The sequence below is a fragment of the Citricoccus sp. genome (assembly GCF_035445025.1).
Classification (GTDB): domain Bacteria; phylum Actinomycetota; class Actinomycetes; order Actinomycetales; family Micrococcaceae; genus Citricoccus.
This window is the reverse complement of record NZ_DAOMPX010000002.1, coordinates 42,765-63,521: the sequence shown is the minus strand read 5'-3', so window position 1 is coordinate 63,521 and position 20,757 is coordinate 42,765. Positions and strand designations below refer to the sequence as shown.

Annotated in this window: 13 protein-coding genes; 4 read left to right on the top strand and 9 right to left on the bottom strand. The window is 72.7% G+C overall.

Annotation, left to right across the window (positions count from 1 at the left end; translation table 11 throughout):
• Window positions 1–147: 147 nt before the first annotated feature.
• The 9 genes from PLJ28_RS01350 to PLJ28_RS01310 all read right to left on the bottom strand — a co-directional run bounded on the left by PLJ28_RS01350 (window position 148) and on the right by PLJ28_RS01310 (window position 11,399).
• Window positions 148–1,533, bottom strand: a complete 1,386-nt coding sequence (locus PLJ28_RS01350; protein WP_298044746.1) for an MBL fold metallo-hydrolase — start codon at window positions 1,531–1,533, stop codon at window positions 148–150.
• Between the two features lie 123 nt (window positions 1,534–1,656).
• Window positions 1,657–3,114, bottom strand: coding sequence for an MFS transporter (locus PLJ28_RS01345; RefSeq protein WP_183523994.1), 1,458 nt, complete (start codon window positions 3,112–3,114; stop codon window positions 1,657–1,659).
• A 207-nt stretch (window positions 3,115–3,321) separates the two neighbouring features.
• Entirely contained in the window at window positions 3,322–5,139 is a 1,818-nt protein-coding gene (locus PLJ28_RS01340) for an acetyl/propionyl/methylcrotonyl-CoA carboxylase subunit alpha (protein ID WP_298044744.1), read from the bottom strand.
• 144 nt (window positions 5,140–5,283) lie between these two features.
• Window positions 5,284–5,961, bottom strand: a complete 678-nt coding sequence (locus PLJ28_RS01335) for a Maf family protein (RefSeq protein WP_183523999.1) — start codon at window positions 5,959–5,961, stop codon at window positions 5,284–5,286.
• The gene (locus PLJ28_RS01330) at window positions 5,958–7,673 is read right to left on the bottom strand and encodes a DUF885 domain-containing protein (RefSeq protein WP_370577075.1); all 1,716 of its coding nucleotides are present in this window, start codon (window positions 7,671–7,673) and stop codon (window positions 5,958–5,960) included. Before PLJ28_RS01330 ends, PLJ28_RS01335 begins: the two co-directional genes overlap by 4 nt.
• A gap of 135 nt (window positions 7,674–7,808) precedes the next feature.
• A complete protein-coding gene (locus PLJ28_RS01325; protein ID WP_183524001.1) occupies window positions 7,809–8,252 on the bottom strand; it encodes a hypothetical protein in 444 nt (147 codons plus the stop codon).
• Window positions 8,253–8,439: 187 nt separating this feature from the next.
• A complete protein-coding gene (locus PLJ28_RS01320) occupies window positions 8,440–8,697 on the bottom strand; it encodes an acyl-CoA carboxylase subunit epsilon (protein WP_183524004.1) in 258 nt (85 codons plus the stop codon).
• Window positions 8,698–8,738: 41 nt separating this feature from the next.
• Window positions 8,739–10,394, bottom strand: a complete 1,656-nt coding sequence (locus PLJ28_RS01315; RefSeq protein WP_183524007.1) for an acyl-CoA carboxylase subunit beta — start codon at window positions 10,392–10,394, stop codon at window positions 8,739–8,741.
• 210 nt (window positions 10,395–10,604) lie between these two features.
• Window positions 10,605–11,399: a class I SAM-dependent methyltransferase gene (locus PLJ28_RS01310; protein WP_183524010.1), complete on the bottom strand. Its 795-nt coding sequence runs from the start codon at window positions 11,397–11,399 to the stop codon at window positions 10,605–10,607.
• Window positions 11,400–11,509: 110 nt separating this feature from the next.
• On the opposite strand from PLJ28_RS01310, the gene PLJ28_RS01305 reads away from it, so the two are divergent.
• The 4 genes from PLJ28_RS01305 to PLJ28_RS01290 all read left to right on the top strand — a co-directional run bounded on the left by PLJ28_RS01305 (window position 11,510) and on the right by PLJ28_RS01290 (window position 20,696).
• A complete protein-coding gene (locus PLJ28_RS01305; protein WP_298044736.1) occupies window positions 11,510–12,397 on the top strand; it encodes a biotin--[acetyl-CoA-carboxylase] ligase in 888 nt (295 codons plus the stop codon).
• A 97-nt stretch (window positions 12,398–12,494) separates the two neighbouring features.
• Window positions 12,495–13,061 (top strand): PH domain-containing protein, encoded by a 567-nt coding sequence (locus tag PLJ28_RS01300; RefSeq protein WP_298044733.1) that lies wholly within the window; start codon window positions 12,495–12,497, stop codon window positions 13,059–13,061.
• The gene (locus tag PLJ28_RS01295; protein ID WP_183524016.1) at window positions 13,054–14,334 is read left to right on the top strand and encodes an adenylate/guanylate cyclase domain-containing protein; all 1,281 of its coding nucleotides are present in this window, start codon (window positions 13,054–13,056) and stop codon (window positions 14,332–14,334) included. Before PLJ28_RS01300 ends, PLJ28_RS01295 begins: the two co-directional genes overlap by 8 nt.
• A 140-nt stretch (window positions 14,335–14,474) precedes the next feature.
• On the top strand, window positions 14,475–20,696 hold the full coding sequence (locus PLJ28_RS01290; RefSeq protein WP_298044732.1) for an Ig-like domain-containing protein: 6,222 nt from the start codon (window positions 14,475–14,477) through the stop codon (window positions 20,694–20,696).
• Window positions 20,697–20,757: the final 61 nt, after the last annotated feature.

Below are 20,757 nucleotides of genomic sequence, written 5' to 3'. Positions count from 1 at the left end.
CGCTCCGGAGGATCACGGACGGCCCATGGGCCCGGGTACGGGCCCATGGTAGGTATCGCCACCGCGCGGTGTGAACATCCCACGGACCCCCTGACCGGACCCCCGCACCGCCACGACGCGGCCCGGTGCCGTCGGCTCCGGACCGCGTCAGATCCGCACGCGCTCGAGGTGCTCGGGCGTGCGCGCGCGCCAGCCCAGGGAACGTTGCAGCCGGGCGCGCAGGGCATCGGAGGCCACCCGTTCCCCGTGCACCGGGTAGACGACGTCCGGCGGGCGGGGGGCGGCGGCGATCCAGGAGAACAGTTCGTCGGCATCCGCGTGCGCGGACATGCCGTCGATCGACACGACCTCCGCGTGGATGGGGACGTCGGCGCCGAAGATGCGCAGGGAGTCGGCGCCGCTGAGCAGGGCGGAGCCGCGGGTCCCCACGGCCTGGTACCCCGTGAGGACGATGGCGTTGCGCCGGTCGGATCCGTAGGCGACGACGTGGTGCAGGATCCGCCCGCCCGTGAGCATGCCGCTGGCGGAGAGGATGATCATCGGCCCGCCGCGCAGGTTGAGCAGCCTCGACTCGTCCGGATCGCGGACGAGCCGGGCGAGCCCGTACATCCGGCGCAGTGCGCGCGCGTCCAGGCGGTGCTCCTGGGGATAGCGCTGGTAGATGGCCGCCGCGTCGATGGCCATCGGGCTGTTCAGGTACACGGGGATGTCCGGGATCCGTCCGCTCTCCAGCAACCGGGAGAGGTGGTAGAGGACCGTCTCGGTGCGTCCCACCGCGAACGCGGGGATCAGCACGACACCGCCCCGCTTCGCCGTGCGGGTCACGATGCCGGCCAGGACGTCCTCCGGGGCCTGGTCCGGGTGGAGCCGGTCACCGTACGTCGACTCGGTCACCAGGACGTCGGCCTGCTCCAGGGGCCGGGGCGGGAGCATCAGCGGGTCGTGCCGGCGTCCGAGGTCGCCGGTGAAGCGGACCGAGCGCCCGCCGGCCTCGAGCCGCACGCCGGCGGCGCCGAGGATGTGTCCGGCGGGGATCATCGTGAAGCGGACACCCTCGCCCAGCTCCTGCGGGGCGTCGAAGTCGACGCGGACGAAGCTCTCCAGCGACCGTTCCGCGTCCGCCGCGGTGTACAGCGGCCGGGGCCTGGCGTGTTTGGAGTACCCGTAACGCGCCGCGCGCCGGGCCTCCTCCTCGGCGAGATAGCCGCTGTCCGGCAGCATGATGGCGGCCAGGTCGGTCGTTCCCGGCGTGGCGTAGACCGGTCCGCGGAAGCCGTCGCGCACCAGGGCGGGGACATATCCGGTGTGGTCGAGGTGCGCGTGCGTGAGGACGACCGCATCGATCGAGTCCGGCCGGACGGGGAAGGGGGCCCGGTTGCGCTCCCGCAGCACCTTCAGGCCCTGGAACATCCCGCAGTCCACCAGCACGCGGGTGGAGGGCGTCTCGATGAGGAACCGGGAGCCGGTGACCGTGTCGGCTCCGCCGAGGAACCGCAGGGTCACCCCCGGATCACCGGTCTTGTGCTCGACCATGGCCGCAGGCTAGCACCCGCCGCCGGCGGGCCGGCAGGGATGGCCTGCCGGACACGACGCCGGCCCGGAACCCTCGCGCAGGAGGGTGCCGGGCCGGCGTCGTGCTGGGGGGTGATCAGCCGATCACGGCTCGGAGACGATCTCCTCGGCGATGGCCCGGGACTGGGCGCTGCCGGAATCCAGCGACTTGGTCTTCGTCTCCGGTGCCAGCACCAGGGCGACCAGCGTCAGCACGGAGGCGAAGGCCAGGTAGTAGCCGACGTGTGCCACCGAGTAGTTCTGCACCAGCCAGGCGGCCACGAACGGGGTCAGGGCCGCACCGAGGATGGAGGAGACGTTGTAGGCGACGCCGGAACCGGTGTACCGGGTGTTGGTCGGGAACAGTTCCGGCAGGACGGCGGACATCGGGCCGAAGGTCAGGCCCATCAGCGTCATGCCGACGATCAGGAACAGCATCATCTGCACGCTGTTCAGGTCGGTGCCCTGGCCGATGGACTCGGAGCTCAGCCACCAGCCGAAGGTCAGGCCGAAGGCCAGGAGCAGCACGGTGATGACGATCAGGGTCGGCTTGCGGCCGAAGCGGTCGGCGAGCAGGCCGGCCACCGGCACGAACGCCGCGAAGAACAGGATGCCGATCAGCTGCAGGACGAGGAAGTCGGAGTAGGGCACGCCGAGCCCGCCGGTCTTCTCCGGGTTGCCGATGGCGTAGGACAGGATCCAGGTCGTCATCAGGTAGAACAGCACGTAGGTGGCCAGCATGATGAAGGTGCCCAGGATGAGCTCCCACCAGTTCTTCCGGAACACCTCGCCCAGGGGTGCCTTGACGCGCTCGTCGTTCTCCACGGCCCGGCGGAACACCGGGGTCTCCTGCAGGCGCACGCGGACGTACATGCCGATGGCGACCATCAGGATCGAGAGCAGGAACGGCAGGCGCCACACCCAGGTCAGGAACGGGCCGTCCATGTCCGGGTTCGTGGAGTCGTGGTTGAAGGCCAGGGTCAGGATCAGGAACAGGCCGTTGGCCAGCAGGAAGCCGATCGGGGCGCCGAGCTGGGGCCACATCGCCGCCCAGGCGCGCTTGCCCTCCTTGGCGGTCTCGGTGGCCAGCAGGGCCGCCCCGGACCACTCGCCGCCCAGGCCGAGGCCCTGGCAGAAGCGCAGGATGGTCAGCAGGGCCGGGGCCCACAGGCCGATCTGGTAGTAGGTCGGCAGCATCCCGATGAGGAACGTGGCGATGCCCATGGTCAGCAGGGAGCCGATCAGGGTGGCCTTGCGCCCGATCCGGTCGCCGAAGTGGCCGAACAGCACGGAGCCGACGGGCCGGGCGACGAAGGCGGCGCCGAAGGTCGCCATGGACGCGAGCAGGGCGGCGCCCTCGTCACCCGAGGCGAAGAAGATCAGCGGGAAGACCGAGACGGCCGCGGTCGCGTAGACGTAGAAGTCGTAGAACTCGATCGAGGTCCCGATCAGTGACGCCAGCACCACGCGCGAGCGGGGGACACCCAGCTCGGCGGTGCCGTCGTCCTTGGCGTCGACCGGCTCCGGCGAGGCCGGACCGTCGGTGGACAGGTCAGCGGGCATGGCAAGACTCCTCGGGAAGGCAATGATGATGGCCGCGTGAACGGGCGAAACCGGTGACCCGGGGCCGAAGGTGCGGGCCCGGTGCGGTGACCGGCAGGACCGGTGCGGGTTCTGCGGCCCCACTATCTTATGCGCATGGTCAGCATGCGGACAGTCCGTCCACATCCTGAGACGCTCTGGACGCCGGGGGAGTTCCGGTCCCCGGCCTCAGTCCCCGATGACGGCGATGGCGGCACCGGCCGTCACCGTGGCCCCCGGTGCGGCCGCCAGCTCGGTGATCGTGCCGGACTTGTGGGCGGTGAGCGGTTGTTCCATCTTCATCGCCTCCAGCACCATGATGAGGTCCCCCTCGGCCACGGTGTCCCCGACCCCGGCGGCGACCTTGACGATGGTGCCCTGCATCGGTGAGGTGAGCGTGTCCCCGTCGGCGGCGGCGGCCGTCACGCCGCGGCCGCCGCGGGCCTTCCGGCGCCGGCTGCCGGCCCGGGCATTGCCCGCCGCGGTGGAGATGGCGCCGAAGATGGCCGGCAGCGTGACCTCCACGCGCTTGCCGTTGACCTCGACGGTCACCGAGCGGCGGTCCTCCGTCCCGGGCTGGTCCGGGGCGGCGACGGGTGCCGCGAACGCCTCGATGGTGTTCTCGAACTCGGTCTCGATCCACCGGGTGTGCACGGTGAAGGCGGATCCGTCCCGCGGGGCGAACGCCGGGTCGGCCACCACGGCGCGGTGGAACGGCAGCACGGTGGGCATACCGGCGACCTGCATCTCCGCCAGCGCCCGCCGGGAGCGTTCCAGGGCCTGTTCGCGGGTGGCGCCCGTGACGATGAGCTTGGCGATCATCGAGTCGAAGTTCCCGCTGATGGTCTCGCCCTCCTCGACGCCGGTGTCCACGCGCACACCCGGACCCGAGGGCAGCCGGAACCGGGTCAGGGTGCCGGGGGCCGGCATGAAGTCCCGGCCGGCGTCCTCCCCGTTGATGCGGAACTCGAGGGAGTGGCCCCGGACCTCGGGGTCCCGGTAGCCGAGCTCCTCACCGCGGGCCAGCCGGAACTGCTCGCGGACCAGGTCCAGCCCCGTGACTTCCTCGGAGACCGGGTGCTCCACCTGCAGCCGGGTGTTGACCTCGAGGAAGGAGATGGTGCCGTCCGCGCCGACGAGGAACTCGCACGTCCCGGCGCCCACGTAACCGGCGGCGCGCAGGATGTCCTTGGAGGCGGCGTACAGCCGCTGCTGCTGCTCGGCGGTGAGGAACGGGGCCGGGGCCTCCTCCACGAGCTTCTGGTTGCGGCGCTGCAGGGAGCAGTCGCGGGTGGAGACCACCACCACGGTCCCCGCGTGGTCGGCCAGGCACTGGGTCTCCACGTGGCGGGGCGCGTCGAGGAAGCGCTCCACGAAGCACTCGCCCCGGCCGAAGGCGGCCGTGGCCTCGCGCACCGCCGACTCGAACAGCTCCGGGACCTCCTCGCGGGTCCGGGCCACCTTGATGCCCCGGCCGCCACCGCCGTGGGCCGCCTTGATGGCCAGGGGCAGGCCGTGCGCGTCGGCGAAGGACAGCACCTCGCCGGCGTCGGCCACGGGATCGGCGGTCCCGGGGACCAGGGGGGCGCCGACCTCCTGGGCCAGGTGCCGGGCCGAGACCTTGTCCCCGAGCCGTTCGATGGCGGCCGGCGGGGGGCCGATCCACACCAGCCCGGCGGCCTCGACCGCCCGGGCGAAGTCGGCGTTCTCGGACAGGAACCCGTACCCCGGGTGCACGGCGTCCGCGCCGGCGGTCCTGGCCGCCGCCAGGATCCTCTCCTGCGCCAGGTAGGACTCGGCGGCGGTCGCCCCGCCCAGGGAGATGGCGTCGTCGGCCATCCGCACGTGCAGCGCATCGCGGTCCGGCTCGGCGTAGACGGCCACGGCCGTGAGCCCCTCGTCGTGGGCCGCCCGGATGACCCGGACGGCGATCTCCCCGCGATTGGCCACCAGCACCCGCGAGAAGCGGCGCGGGGCGGTGGGGGCGTTCGGCGTCGTCTGGGGCATCGGGTGGGGACTCCTTCACAAGCGGTTCGCGTCAGGAGCCTGTCGGTCCGTACCGGACACCGGCTGCAGGCTCACCTGCCCGAGCCTAGACCGGGCCGTGGGATTCCTACAGGATCCGGCGCGGTTTCCCCGCGTCGGCTGTCCTCACTTGTAGGAATCCCACAAGTCGGTGATGGACCACCCCAATTGGTGCAGCAGGCCGCGCAACGTCGAGACGGACACCCCGATCACGGCGTTCGGGTCACCGTGCACGGCCGAGACGAACGCGGCGCCCCGACCGTCGATGGTGAAGGCCCCCGCGCACTGCAGGGGCTCCCCGGAACCGACGTACGCGGCGATCTCGGCCTCCGTCACGTCCGCGAAGGTGACCGAGGCGGTCGCCAGCGCGGTCGCGGACGGTGCGCTGCCGGCATCGGGCCCGCGGAGCCCGGCCGTGGCGTGGTGGCTGGTGTCGATGAGCGAGTGCCCGGTGTGCAGCTGTCCGGTGCGCCCGGACTGCAGCCGCCAGCGGTCCCGAGCGACCCCCTGCTCGTAGGGCTTGCCGTAGGCGGTCCCGTCCAGCTCGAACACCGAGTCGCAGCCCAGCACCAGGGCTCCGGCGGCCTCCGGGCGCGTGGCCACGTCCTCCGCCTTGGCGTGGGCCAGCAGCAGGGCGAGTTCGGCCGGTCCGGCCAGCGGGTGGGCCTCGGTGACCGCGTCCTCGTCGACCTCCGAGACCACCACGGTGAACCCGATCCGGGCGGCCTCGAGGATCCGCGCGCGGGCCGGGGAGGCGGAGGCCAGGACGAGCCGGGGTGCGGCTGCGGCGGGCGGGACGGTCATGCCAGTGCCTCGCGCAGGGTGTCCAGGCCCATCGACCCCAGGCGCAGCGCGCGCGTGTGGAAGTCCTTCAGGTCGAAGGTCCCGCCCTCGTGGCCGGCGCGGGCGGCGTGCTCGGCGCGGATCTGCTCCCAGATGCGCTGGCCGATCTTGTAGGCCGGGGCCTGGCCGGGCCAGCCGAGGTAGCGGATGAACTCGAACCGCACCTGGCCCGGGGTGTCGTTGATGTGCTCCTGCAGGAAGGCGTAGCCGGCCTCCGGGGTCCAGGTGCCGCCGCCGTACTCGGCCGGGGCCTCGAAGCCGCAGTGCACGCCGATGTCGAACACCACGCGGGCCGCCCGCATCCGCTGGGCGTCGAGCATCCCGAGGTGGTCTCCCGGGTCCTGGAGGAACCCGAACTCCTCCATCAGCTGCTCCGCGTACAGGGCCCAGCCCTCGCCGTGACCCGAGGTCCACAGCGCGTTGCGCCGCCAGTCGTTGAGCTCCTCCCGGTTCAGCATGGCCGTGGCGACCTGCAGGTGGTGGCCGGGCACGCCCTCGTGGTAGACCGTGGTCTTCTGCTCCCACGTGGTGAAGGAGTCCTCACCGGCGGGCACGGACCACCACATCCGGCCCGGGCGGGAGAAGTCCTCCGAGGGTCCGGTGTAGTACACGCCCCCCTCCTGGGTGGGGGCGATCATGCACTCGATCCGGTCCATGGGCGCGGGGACGTCGAAGTAGGCGCTCATCGCCTCCAGGGCGGCGTCCGAGGTGGCCTGCATCCAGTCCCTGAGCGCGCCGGTGCCCTCCAGGCGCCGGGCCGGGTCGGCGTTGAGCACCTGCCGGGCCTCCTCGATGCCCGCCCCGGGGCGGATGGCCTGGGCGTCGGCCCGCTGGGCGGCCACGATCCGCGCCAGTTCCTCCAGACCCCACTGGTAGGTCTCCTCCAGGTCCACGCTGGCCCCGAGGAACTCCCGGGAGGCCAGGGCGTAGTAGTCCCTCCCCACCGCGTCACGTTCCGGGGCGGCGTCGCGCAGCTCCTCCTTCAGGAACGTGGCCAGGGACCGGTACGCCTCCCCGGCGCGCAGCGCCCGGCCCTCCAGCTCGGTCAGCAGGGAGGAGGGCACGACGCCGGCCGCCCCGGCCCGCTCGACCAGGCCCGGGAAGAAGCCCCCGGGGGAGGAGTGCGCCTCGGCCTGCTCGATGACGATGTCCACCTGGCGGCGGGCGGGGACCTGACCGGCCTCCCGGGAGTGCAGCAGCGAGGCGCGGTAGCCCTCCAGGGCGGCCGGGAGGTTCGCCAGGCGTCCGGCGACGTGCTCCCACTGCCCGGCGGTGTCCGTGGGCATGAGGTCGAAGATCTCGCGGATCCCCTGGGCGGGGGAGGCCAGGTTGTTCAGCTCCGTGCGCTGCGTGGCGGTGATCTCCCGCTGCAGCCCGATCCGCTCGCGCATCGCCGCGGCGGTGACCCGGTCGACCTCGTCGACCGGGTCCAGGGCGTCGAGGTCGGCCAGGACCCGGCGGTCGAGGTCGTCCTGGGCGGCGGTGCCGGCGGGGGAGTAGTCCGCGTACTCGGTCTCGTGACCGGGGTGGCCCAGGGCCGTGGCCTCCTCCGGGTTCAACGCGAGGGTGTCCGCGAAGTAGCGGTCGGCGAGCTCGTCGATGGGGCTGGGCCGGCGGGTCAGGCCGGTGGCGCCCGCGGAGGCGGTGGGCTGGTTCTGGTGCGCTGCGTTCACCCCTCCGAGCGTAGTCGACCAGGTGGCGCAGGCCACAGCGGGTCCACGACCTGGCTACGACGGGGCTACGGCGGGGCCCCGGGCCCCGCCACGCCCCCGCGCGCCGTCGGGTGGGCCAGGCCCGCCCCACGGCGTTCACTCGTCGTCGTGGTCGCCGTCCTCGCTGAACCCGATCACGCCGGCCGCCACGGCCTGGTCGCAGGTCTCGGTGCCGCACGCGGACACGGAGACGCGGACCACCGCGTCACCCTCCTCGAAGGCGAGGTAGTCCCCGGCGGCCAGGAGCACCACGTCGACGGACTCCTCGCCGGCGGCGCACTCCACGGTCGTGGAGTACCCCATGCCGGTCGCCACCTTGTCCCCGCCGGTCCGCTGGGCGGCCTCGACCCAGACGTTGGCGGACCAGCCGGCGTCGCAGTCGAAGTCCACCGAGAGAGAGACCCCGGCGCCGTCACCGAGCAGGGTGCCCTCGTCCGGCAGGGTGGCGCTCGTGGCGGCCTGGGCGGCCGTGGCTCCGACGAAGGCGGTGAGCAGGGTGGCGAATCCGGCCACCGTGAACGTGCGGGACAGGGTTTTCATGATGGATCCTCGGTCGAGAGTGGTGGGACGGAACCGGTGTCTCATGAGGCGTGCGGCGGGGAGGACACGGGGGCTGGATGCCGCGGCGTGTCGCGCGGGGGTGGCCACATCATAGGTCCGGCACCAGCCGGGCAGACAGGGTTGGGCCGCCCCGGACCCGCCGCCCGGGGCGGGGGCCCGGCACCGGTCAGCTCGCCCCGGCGGCGTGCCTCCAGGAGTCGGAACCGGGGCGGGCCCACAGGCCCAGCCGGCGGCGGCGGTCCAGGGTGCGGTCCGTGCCGTCCGGCCCGGTGCCCCCGTTCCCCGCGTCGCCGGCCTGGACTGCCAGGGCCTGCAGGACGGCGGTCAGGGCCGCGGTCTCCTCGGCGTCCAGGGTCCCGCGGATGACCACCGTGGGCTCCTCGCCGGTGTCCGTGTCCGTCCCGTGGTTCGTCAGCGTGCTCATCTCCAGGGTTCTCCTCCCCGTGGTGGTGCCGTGCGTGGTGGTCACAGCGGGATGTTCCCGTGCTTGCGGGCGGGCCGGGCCTCGCGCTTGTGGAACGTGGCGCGCAGGCCGCGTACGAGCTGGACGCGCGTCTCGGCGGGGGTGATGACGTCGTCCACGTATCCCCGCTCGGCCGCCTGGTAGGGGTTGAGCAGTTCGGCCTCGTAGTCCTCGACGAGCTCGGCGCGCTTGGCCTCCACGTCCCCGCCCGCGGTCTCCACCGCCGTCAGCTCGCGCCGGTAGAGGATGTTCACGGCGCCCTGGGCCCCCATCACGCCGATCTGCGCGGTCGGCCAGGCCAGGTTGACGTCCGCGCCGAGCTTCTTCGAGCCCATGACGATGTAGGCCCCGCCGTAGGCCTTGCGCGTGATGACCGTCAGCTTCGGCACGGTGGCCTCGGCATAGGCGTAGATCAGCTTGGCGCCGCGGCGGATGATGCCGGAGAACTCCTGGTCGGTGCCGGGCAGGAAGCCCGGGACGTCCACGAGGGTGATGATCGGGATGTTGAAGGCGTCGCAGAACCGCACGAAGCGGGCCGCCTTCTCCGAGGCGTTGATGTCCAGGGTGCCGGCGAACTGCATCGGCTGGTTCGCCACCACCCCCACCGTCCGGCCCTCGATCCGCCCCAGGCCCGTGATCACGTTGGGGGCGTAGAGCTCATGGACCTGGAGGAAGTGGCCCTCGTCCAGCAGGTGCTCGATCACGGTGAGCATGTCATAGGGCTGGTTCGCCGAGTCCGGGACCAGCGTGTCCAGCTCAAGGTCCTCGTCGGTGACCTCGAGCTCCTCCACGAACGCCTCCACGGGAGCCTCGGCCAGGTTGTTGGCCGGCAGGAACTCGAGCAGTTCCCGGACGTACTCCAGGGCGTCCTCCTCGGTGGGGGCCAGGTAGGCGGCCGTGCCGGTGGCCGTGTTGTGCTGCCGGGCGCCCCCGAGGGTCTCCATGTCCACGTCCTCACCGGTGACGGTCCTGATGACGTCCGGCCCGGTGATGAACATGTGCGAGGTCTGGTCGACCATGATGATGAAGTCGGTCAGTGCGGGGGAGTAGGCGGCGCCGCCGGCGGAGGGCCCCATGATCACGGAGATCTGGGGGATGACCCCGGAGGACATGACGTTGTTGCGGAAGATGTCCGCGAACATCGCCAGCGAGGCCACGCCCTCCTGGATGCGGGCGCCGCCGCCGTCGTTGATGCCGATCACCGGGCAGCCGTTGCGCGCGGCGAACTCCTGGACCTTGACGATCTTCTCGCCGTTGACCTGGCTGAGGGAACCGCCGTAGACCGTGAAGTCCTGGGAGTACACGGCCACCAGCCGGCCGTCCACGGTGCCGTACCCGGAGACCAGGCCGTCACCGACCGGCCTCTTGCGCTCCATCCCGAACGCCGTGGTGCGATGCACCGCCAGGGCGTCGAACTCCACGAAGGACCCGGGGTCCAGCAGCAGGTCCACGCGCTCGCGGGCCGTGTGCTTGCCGCGCGCGTGCTGCCTCTCGACGGCGGCCCGGCCGGCGGGCAGGGCCGCCTCGGCCCGGCGCCGGGCCAGGTCCTGCAGCTTGCCCGCCGTGGTCGTCAGGTCCGGTGCGGCCTCGTCCGGGCTCGTCCCGGTGCCGGCCTGGGCAGGAAGGGTCACGGGTCCTCCGTCGCTTGGATCATTCATACAAGTCCAGCCGGGCGGTCCGAACCCCTCGAGGCGCGGACGACCGCTGTCATCGCCCCAGTCTAGGCAGGAGCGGCCGGGAGCCCGTTGTAGGAACCGCACAACGTACGCCCGACGCGCCCCGTCGGAGCCGTTGCGCCCCGTCGCAACCGATGCGCACCGCGGGACCCGCCACGCCGCGGGGCCGGGGCAGGATCCGGTGGCGTGCGTTCACCGGAACATGCCGCGGACGGCCCAGGAGCGCGCCAGCAGGGAGATCCTGCCGTGCGTGCCCCCGGGCAGGGCCTGCTTGAGCCTCCGGCACAGCGCATCCCGGTGGTCCTCGTCGAGGGTGGCCACGTAGGCCGGGGCAGGTCCGTCCCCGGTGAGCAGGGGCTGCCAGTAGTCCTCGAACCCCGCGAAGACGGTGCGCAGCCACACCGGCTCCACGCGCACCCGCCGCAGCCCGGCCCCACGGAACAGCCTCTCCAGTGCCTCGGGCCTGCACAGGGGGAAGCGCCGGGCCTCGTCGAGCTCACGGGCACGGTGGTCCACCGCCGCGGCCGTGCGCCAGAACCGGTCCAGCATCTGCATCCGCTCCCCGTAGTCCCAGACGCAGGCCGAGACCTGGGCGTGCGGGCCCGACAGGAGGGCCGCCATCTGCCGCACGGCCTGCCCGGGGTCAGGCATGAAGTTCAGGGCCAGCAACGAGCTGATGCCGTCATAACCGCCCTCACGTGCCGGCAGCCCGGGCGCCTGGGCGACCACGAAGCGCGCCCGCGGGTCCGGCACGTGCTCGCGGGCGTACTCGATGAACGGTTCCGAGGGGTCACAGCCCAGCACGGATGCCGGATCGGCCTTCGCGCAGAGGGCGGCGGTGAGCGCGCCGGTGCCACAACCGACGTCCAGCCAGTGCCCTCCCGCCGGGGCCTGGAGCCACTGGAGGAACCGCGGTGCCAGCAGGCGGCTCCACCGCCCCATGAACCGTTCGTAGGCGGTGGGCCTGGCCCACTGGTCACCCGTCATGCCCGACCCCGTTCACCAGTCACCGAACCGGAGGACACGAGGGTACCGCCGTGCCGGGCGGTGGTGTAGGTCCGCCGGCCGGACGGGCGGAACGGGGTATACCTGTGGTCATGGACAGTGACACGCCCCCCGCCGCAGCCCGTCCCCCCGTCCCGGAGGTCACCTGGCTCGACCACACCGGTTCCACGCAGCAGCTCGTGCTCGAGGCCGCCGCGGATGCGCCGCGGGACTGGCCGCACCTGCGTGCCGTGGCCACCCTGGACCAGCGCACCGGACGGGGACGGCAGGGGCGTGACTGGACCACGCCGGCCGGCACCGCCCTGTCCGTGTCCGTCGTGCTGCGGCTCCGGGTGCCCTTCCAGCACTGGAGCTGGGCCACCCTGATCGCGGCCGCCGTGACCGCCGGGGAACTCGACCGGCGGGGGATCGCCGCCACGGTGAAATGGCCCAATGACGTCCTGGCCCCGGACGGCCGCAAGCTCTGCGGCATCCTCGCCGGGGTGCTGCCGGACCAGTCCGGGATCGTCCTGGGGCTGGGGCTCAACCTGGACTTCGGCCCCGAGGGGGCCCCGGTCCCCACCGCGACGTCGATGGCGGAGTGGCTGCCCGACGGAGCCGGGGACCGGGGGCCGGCGGACGGGACCTCCGCCCTCGCCGTGGACGTCCTCGACGCCCTCCTGCGCTCCCTGGGCGAGGCCCTGGCGGCCTTCGAGGCCGCCATCGGCGGTCCCGGTGCCGACCCCGGCGCCGACGTCGACGGGACGCACCCGGCGGTGGGCGCCGTCGTCGAGCGACTGGGCACCCTGGGGGCGGAGGTCCGGGCCGAGCTGCCGGGCGGGACCACGCTGGCCGGCACCGCCCGGGGGCTGGGGCCGGGCGGGACCCTGCTGATCGAGCCCGCCGACCGTGGGAGGATAGAGGCAGCGGTCGCCGGTGCCTCCCGGCGGGGTGAGTTGCTGGAGGTCTCCGCCGCCGACGTCGTGCACCTGCGCCGCTGACCCAGGGGACCGTGACACCCGGGGGACCGTGACACAGGACCGTCACACAGGGAAGGACGCTACGGACGTGGGATTGCGGTTGTCACCAGAGGAACAGGTGCGCGTGCGCACCCGGGCCCATCCGCGCGCCCTGACCATGCCCGTCCTGCGGCTGATGCTCATCGCCCTGGCCACCGGGTACCTCCAGGGCGTCCTGGCCCGCGGTGACCTCCCCGAGGCCCTCGTCCAGGCGCGTCCATGGCTGACCGGCGCCGTCTGGGTGCTCGCCGCCCTGGCCCTGCTGTTCGGTTGCCTGCGCCCGGCCTGGCGGTGGCTCACGCGCACGACCGTCCTCACCAGTCTCCGGATCGTCCAGCGCGCCGGCCCGGGCCGGTCCCGGGAGCGCGCCCTGCACCTGCTGGCCGTGTACGACGTGCGGCTGCGCCAGCGCCGGGGCCAGCGGATGGCCGGTGCCGGAGACCTCGTCATCGAGCACGGAGCCGGTTCCCAATGGGTGCTGGCCGGGATGCCGGAGGCGGTGCGGTTCCGCGAGCTGATCCTGCGCGAGGTGGCCTCCCTGCGCCGGCAGGTGGCGGAGCAGGCCGCTCCGCCGTACTCCTCGTACACGGTCTCGCCGGCCCCGGCATCGCCCGGTTCCGCCGGGGGCGGTGGTCACCATGGCTGAGGACCCGTCCCGCGCCGACGGGCCGGCGGGGCCCGCCGGCCACGCCGATGAGCCCTTCCCCGTCACCTCCCCGCTGCCGGTGATCCCGGCGGGCGGCGAGCCGACGGCACCGCGGTCACCCGGGGAGCCGGGCGCGGCCGGGGTGGCCGCCGGGCCGTCCTCGGAACCGGAACCGGCCGAGTCGCCGCCGGACACCACCGCCACCTCGTCGCTGGCCATCCAGGAGGACCCGGCCACCTGGACCCAGGCGATCTCCGCCCTGGAGACGGACCTGCTCGGCGGCCCGCGCACGCTGACCCGCCGCGAGATGGCCGGCGAGCTCGGCGTCTCACTGATCTCCGCCCGCAAGCTCTGGCGCGCCCTGGGGTTCCCGAACGTCCAGGACGGGGACCGGGCCTTCACGCCGAAGGACACGGCCGCGATCGGCACCATGATCGACCTGGTGCGCCGCGGCGTGCTCAACGAGGAGACCGCCATCTCGCTGACCCGCTCGATCGGCCAGATGACGGACCGGATGGTCGTCTGGCAGATCGAGGCGCTCGTGGAGAACAAGATCAGCGAGGAGGGCATGACGGACCCGGAGGCACGCCGTGCCGTGGTCGGCATGCTCCCCGAGATCATCGAGCCGCTCGAACAGGTGATGGAGTACTCCTACCGTCGCCAGCTCAACTCGGCCCTGCAGCGACTGACCGTCCGGGCCGAGGCAGGACTGGCCGCCAGCGCCATCGGCCGGGACGGGTCCGAGGACGACGCCCCGCTGCCGCTGGCCCGCGCCGTGGGCTTCGCGGACATGGTCTCCTACACCTCGCTCTCCCGGCGGATGAACGAGCGCACCCTGGCCCAGATGGTCCAGCGCTTCGAGAACAAGTGCGCCGAGATCATCTCGATCGGCGGCGGCCGGCTCGTCAAGACCGTCGGGGACGAGGTGCTGTTCAACGCCGAGACCCCGGAGGCCGGGGCGCAGATCTCGCTGGCGCTGGCCAAGGCGATGAGCGAGGACCCGGTGCTGCCCTCCGCCCGGGTGTCCCTCGTCTGGGGGCGCGTGCTGTCCCGCCTCGGGGACATCTACGGACCCACCGTGAACCTGGCCTCCCGGCTGACCGCGCTCGCCGACCCGGGCAGCGTGCTGGTCGACGCGATGACCGCCCTGGCCCTGGAGGGGGACGAGCGCTTCGTGCTGATCCCGCAGCCGCCGCAGATGGTGCGCGGTTTCGGTGAGATCCGTCCGTCCATCCTCATGTCCGGTACCGGCGAGGGACTCGTCGTCGACTGAACCCCCGCCACACCACGCCCGATGGGGAGAACTCCCCATGTCGGGTGCGGTTGTGGCCGTGTTCCACGGGATAGACTCACCGGGGCGGCCCGTGGGTCCACGGACCCCGCGCGCTGGAATGGTCACTATGGGGGGTCATCGTGAATGCAGGTTTCGGTGCCGGACGCCAGGGTGCCCTGAAGGCCACGGCGTTCGTCGGGGTGTCCGCGCTCGCCGTCACCGGCGCCATCCTCTACCCGGGCTTCCAGACCGCGGACGTGGACCTCAACGACGGCGGCGTGTGGGTGGTGAACCGCGAGGAGAGCAAGGTCGCCCACCTCAACTACCAGTCGCAGACCCTCGACGGCGGCGTCACCACCACCATGACCGAGTACGACCTGGCCCAGCACGCGGACCAGGTCTACCTGCGCGACCGCGAGATCGGCGCACTGGTCACCGTGGACCCTGCCGCCTTCGAGCTGACGGACGAGAACATGCTGCCGGCCAACGCGGGCTTCTCCTACGGCCAGGACGTCGTGGCCGTCGTCGATGCCGAGCGCGGGCGCGTGTACGCCGCCGCCGGTGCCGAGATGGGGGCGATGTCCTCGGAGGGCGCCGAACCGCTCTACGAGGCGGAGGGCCGCGTGGCCGCGGCCGTGGGCCGGGACGACACCGTGTGGATCGCGGACCTGGACGCCGAGCTCATCACGGGCTTCCGCCCCCTGACCGAGTCCGAGCGCCGGGAGGCCGCCGCGACCGAACGGGTCGGCACGGGGGAGGACGGCGGGCAGGGGGAGGACGGCGCCGGTGACGGGGGCGCCTCGGCCGGGCAACCGGCCGGATTCCGCGAGATCGTCTCCACCGAGGTGGACGGGCTCAAGGGACTGGCGTCCCCGCAGGTCTCCGCCGTCGGGGACACCGGCGTGGTGTTCGACGCGGACTCCGGCACGCTGGTGACCTCCGAGGGGCGGTCCTCCACCGTCGTCGACCCGGCCGGGGGACGGCTCCAGGCGCCCGGACCGGAGGCGGACGGCGCCGTCGTCGCGCTCGCCAACAAGACGGCCACCGTCCCCCTGGACGGGGGAGAGGCCACGTACTCGGCCGCGGAGGCCACGGGCACCCCGGTCCAGCCGGTCCGCGTGGGCACGTGCACGCACTCCGCCTGGCAGGGGTCCGGCCTGTACCAGCGGGACTGTGACGACGACGCCCAGGACGTCACCGAGCGCATCCCCGAGATCCCCGCCGCCGCGCAGCTGGTCTTCCGCGTCAACCGGGACGTGGTGGTGCTCAACGACATCTCGCAGGGCAACACCTGGCTGGTCCAGGACGCCATGAAGATCGTCAACAACTGGGCCGACCTGGAACCGCCGAAGGGCGAGGGCGAGCAGGAGGAGGAGGAGTCGGACGAGATCACCGACTCCATCGAGCTGCCGGACCGCCAGGAGGAGAACCAGAGACCGGTGGCCCGGGACGACTCCTTCGGGGTCCGGGCCGGCCGGACGACGGCACTGCCCGTGCTGTTCAACGACGTGGACCCGGACGGGGACCTGCTGACCGCCGCGCTGAAGGGCGACCAGCCGCAGGTCGGCACCCTGCAGCCCATCCATGACAGCACCGGCTTCCAGCTCGTCGTCCCCCCCGATGCCACCGGCAACGCCTCCTTCACCTACGAGGCCGACGACGGCCGGGGTGGCACGGACACCGCCCGGGCCACCGTCCGGGTGGTGCCCGAGGCCCAGAACGGCGCCCCCGAGCAGGAACGCGTGACCACGCTGCGGGTCCAGGCCGGCACCGAGGTCTCCCAGAACATCCTCACCGACTGGCAGGATCCGGACGGGGACGACCTGCAGCTGATGGGGGCCGTCTCCGAGGACGGGGACGTGGTCCGGGTCCGGCCGGACGGGGTGCTGACCTTCGAGGACGTGGGCAAGTCCACCGGCACCAAGGAGCTGGAGATCACCGTCTCCGACCGCCGCGAGTCCGCCACGGGCCGCGTGGTGATCGAGGTGCTGCCCGAGGGGTCCGCACCGCCCATCACCGCCACCGACCACGTCACCGTGAACCTGGGGGAGGAGGCCACCTTCTCGCCCCTGGCGAACGACTTCGACCCCACCGGCTCCGAACTGCGCCTGGCCCACGTGGACCCGGTCCCCGGCGCCGAGGTCCAGATGAACCCGGACACGGGCACGGTCTCGTTCCGCTCCGGCCAGGAGCGGACCTTCTACCTGAAGTACGTCGCCACCAACGGCCCGGCCTCCGCCCCGGGACTGATCCGGGTGGACGTCAAGGACCCGGAGAAGAACCCCGGTGCGCCGATCGCCGTGCGGGACGTGGCCCTGGTGCCGGCCAACGGGGACGTGCTGGTCAACATCCTGGGCAATGACACCGACCCCGAGGGCGGGGTGCTGGTGGTCCAGCAGGTCGACGTGCCCCAGGACGCGCCGATCGGGGTCTCGATCGAGCGCAACGCCGTGCTGCGCGTGACCGACCAGCGGGGCCTGGCCGAGCCGCTGACCTTCTCCTACACCGTGACCAACGGGACCGCCGCCTCCACGGGCGAGGTCACCGTCATCCCCATCCCGGCCCCGGAGTCGATGGAACCACCGCGGCCGAACCCTGACACCGCCGTCGTGCGGGCCGGTGACGTGGTCACCGTGCCCGTCCTGGACAACGACGTGCACCCCAACGGGGCCGAGCTCACGCTGGAGCCGGTCCTGGCCGAGGGCGTGGACGAGGCGGACGGGCTGATCTCGGTGGCGGACAACATGGTCCGTTTCCGAGCCGGCCAGGAACCCGGGACCGTCTCCGCCGTGTACACGGTCTCCGGTCCGGACGGCCAGGAGGCCTCCGCCCGGGTCACCTTCCACGTCACCGCCGTGGACCTGGAGGGCAACTCCCCGCCCACGCCCGAACGCGTGGAGGGACGCGTCTTCGCCGGGAACACCGTGGCCATCCCGATCCCGCTCGACGGGATCGATCCGGACGGTGACTCGGTGTCCCTGGTGCAGCTCCAGACCCCGCCCTCGCTGGGCACCGCGAAGGTGACCGCGAACTCGATCGAGTACACCGCCGCCGAGGGCACCGCCGGCACGGACGCCTTCACCTACGTCGTGGAGGACCGGCTCGGGGCCCGGGCCACGGGCACGATCATGATCGGGATCGCCCCCGTGGCCAAGGAGAACACCCCACCGGTGGCGGTCAACGACTCGATCCGCGTCCAGCCCGGCCGGCCGGTGGCCGTGGACGTGCTGGCCAATGACACGGACGCCGACGGCGACGAGCTGCGCTTCCTCGAGACGCTCGAGGCCACCGAGGGCTCGGACGCCGCCCTGGTGGACGGCCGCATCCTGCTGACGTCCCCGGTCGAGGCCGGTTTCGTCACCGTGCGGTACGGCATCACGGACGGCCGCGGCGGCACGGACACCGGCACGCTCACCGTCGAGGCGGACCCGGAGGCCCCGCTGCGGGCGCCGATCGCCCGGGACGACCGCGTCTCCTTCCAGGAGACCGTGGACCAGGACGAGGTCACCGTGGACATCCTGGGCAACGACGAGGACCCGGACGGCACAGCGGACGACCTCGCGGTCGCCCTGCCGGACGATCCGCAGGGCGTGGGACTGACCGAGGACGACCAGCTGGTGGTCCCCGTGGAGGCCAACCCGCAGATCATCACCTACCGGCTCACCGACGCCGACGCCCTCTCCTCCTACGCCTTCGTGATCGTGCCGGGCTCGGGCGAGGCCCGCCCCGCGCTGCGCTCGGACGCCCCGCTGGAGGTGACGGCCGGGGAGGACCTGAGCCTCGACGTCGGCGAGCTCGTGGTGGTGCGCGACGGACGTGCCCCGCGTCTTACCGAGGAGGCGAAGGTGACCTCCTCGCCGCAGTCGGAGGCCGACCTGGTCCGTTCCGCCACCGAACTGGTCTTCCGCGCGCCACGGGACTACGCCGGCGTCGCCTCCGTCAGCTTCGAGGTCACGGACGGTTCGGGACCTGACGACCCGGACGGGCTGAAGTCCGTGCTGACCCAGCCGATCCGGGTGATCCCGCCGCCGGAGGAGGAGTTCAACACCCCGCCCACCCTGCAGTCCAACTCACTGGAGGTGGCCGCCGGCGCCGAACCCGCCCGGCTGGACCTGTCCCAGGCCGCCGCCGACCCGGACCCGCAGGACGCCGGGAACCTGGAGTTCGCGCTCGGTGCCGTGGACATCGAGGGCGTGGACGTGAGCCTGGAGGGCTCGGTGCTCTCGGTCCGGGCGGACAACCGCACCCCGAAGGGGACCCGGGGCACCGCCCAGGTGTCTGTCACGGACGGCAGGTCCGAGCCCGTGGCCGCCCGGGTCACGATCAGCGTCAACGCCTCCGACCGCGAGCTCGCCGTGGCCAACCCGGACACCGTCGCGGACGCCCATCAGGGCCGTGCCGAGACCGTGGCGGTGCTGGCCAACGACGTCAATCCCTTCGAGGGGGAGGGGCCGCTGTCCCTGCGCGCGGCCACCACCCAGGAGGGGCAGGGACAGGTCGAGGTCGCCGGGTCGGACGTGGTCGTCACCCCGGCGCAGGACTTCGTCGGCCAGATGCGCGTCCAGTACACGGTCGGGGACCTGACGGAGGACCCCGACCGCGAGGTCCAGGGCACCATCACCCTCAACGTCAAGGGCGCGCCGGAGGCACCGGGGGTGCCCCGCGTGGATTCCGTGGGGGACGGAGAGGTCGTGCTGACCTGGGACGCCCCCGCCAACAACGGTTCCGCCATCACCGGGTACACGGTCTCCGCGTCCGGGGTGGACCAGCAGTGCCCGGCCACCACGTGCACCCTCACCGGGCTGACCAACGACCAGGAGTACACGTTCACCGTGACCGCCACGAACGACGTCGGCGAGTCCGATCCGTCCGTGGCCTCGGCGCCGGCCCGGCCGGACGTCGAGCCGGAACAGCCGGCACCGCCCACGGGCACCGACGGCGACCGCACCGTGGACCTGTCCTGGACCGCACCGGTGAACCGCGGCTCACCCATCACCTCGTACACGGTGGAGATCTCCCCGGCCCCGGCCGGCGGCGTCAGCCAGCGGTCCGTCTCCGGCACCTCCACGACGTGGGACGGGCTGACCAACGGCACCGCGTACCAGTTCCGGATCCAGGCGGTGAACGACGCCGACCGGCCCTCCGAGTTCTCCGGCTGGTCCTCGTCCGTCACGCCGGCCGGGGCACCGATGCAGCCCCTGGCGCCCTCGGCCGCGCGCGCCCAGTCGGCCGTGAACGGGGGAGTCATCGACGTCTCCTGGGGAGCCCCGGATGCCAACGGCGCCACGATCACGTCCTATGACCTGCACGTCTACGAGGGCGGGGCCAGGGTGCGGACCATCGCGGGCATCTCCGGGACCTCCCAGCAGGTGACCGGCCTGAAGACCACGTCCTCGTACTCGTTCGCGGTGGTCGCGCAGAACCGGGTCGGTGACTCCGAGCCCTCGGCCCGGTCCACGGCGGTCACCCCCTATGGACGGCCGAAGGCCCCCTCCACCCCGAGGATCGCCGCCACCGGGAAGGACCACCAGATCACGGTGGACTTCACCCCGGGCTCGACCAACGGCTCACCGGTCACCGGGTACCAGTACCAGGTGAACGGCGGCGGCTGGCAGGGGATCGCAGGGCCCGGGAGCACCATCAACGTCGGTTCCAACGGCACCAACGTGACGGTCTCCGTGCGGGCGCTCAACGCCGCCGGCGCCGGAGACCCCTCGGGCGCCTCCAACCAGACCAGCGCGTACGGCCCCATCCGGGACGCCGCGAACGTGAGGTCCTCCGGCGGTGAGAAGAAGGTGGTCCACTCCTGGAACCCGAACGTCCGCGACTACGAGAACGGCCGGGGCCTGACCATGACGGTCACGGTGGACGGCCGGCAGGTCGACGCGACGGCCGGGTCCCACACGGCCAGGGTCGGGTACAGCACCACCTCGACGGTGGTGGTGCGGGTCCAGACCACGCTGGAGACCTCGGCCCAGCAGTCCAGGCAGTGGTCCGGCAAGGCCACCTCGGACAAGGCACCGCCGCCCCCGCCACCACCGGCCAAGCCGAGCGGGGTCACCCAGCGCGGGGCACCCGTCAGTGAGAGCGGCTGCAACATCAACTGCCACAAGCTGCGGGTCTCCGTTCAGGACTTCCCCCCGGGCACCCACACCGCCAAGTGCTGGGCCTCCGGGGGAGAGGCCGGGTCCGGACGCACGATCGGTTCGGGCAACTCCTACGCGATCTCGGTGGGGGCCGACGGGCGCGGGGCCGGGGACCTGAACTGCTGGGCCGGCAACGCGTACTTCGACCAGGTCTGGGCCGTGTTCGACGGCAACGGGGTCAAGACCACGCCCATCAGGCCGTGGCCGGGATACTGAGACCCGGCCCTGCGCCAGCACACTGACCACCAGCACCAGCACCAGCACCAGCACCAGCACC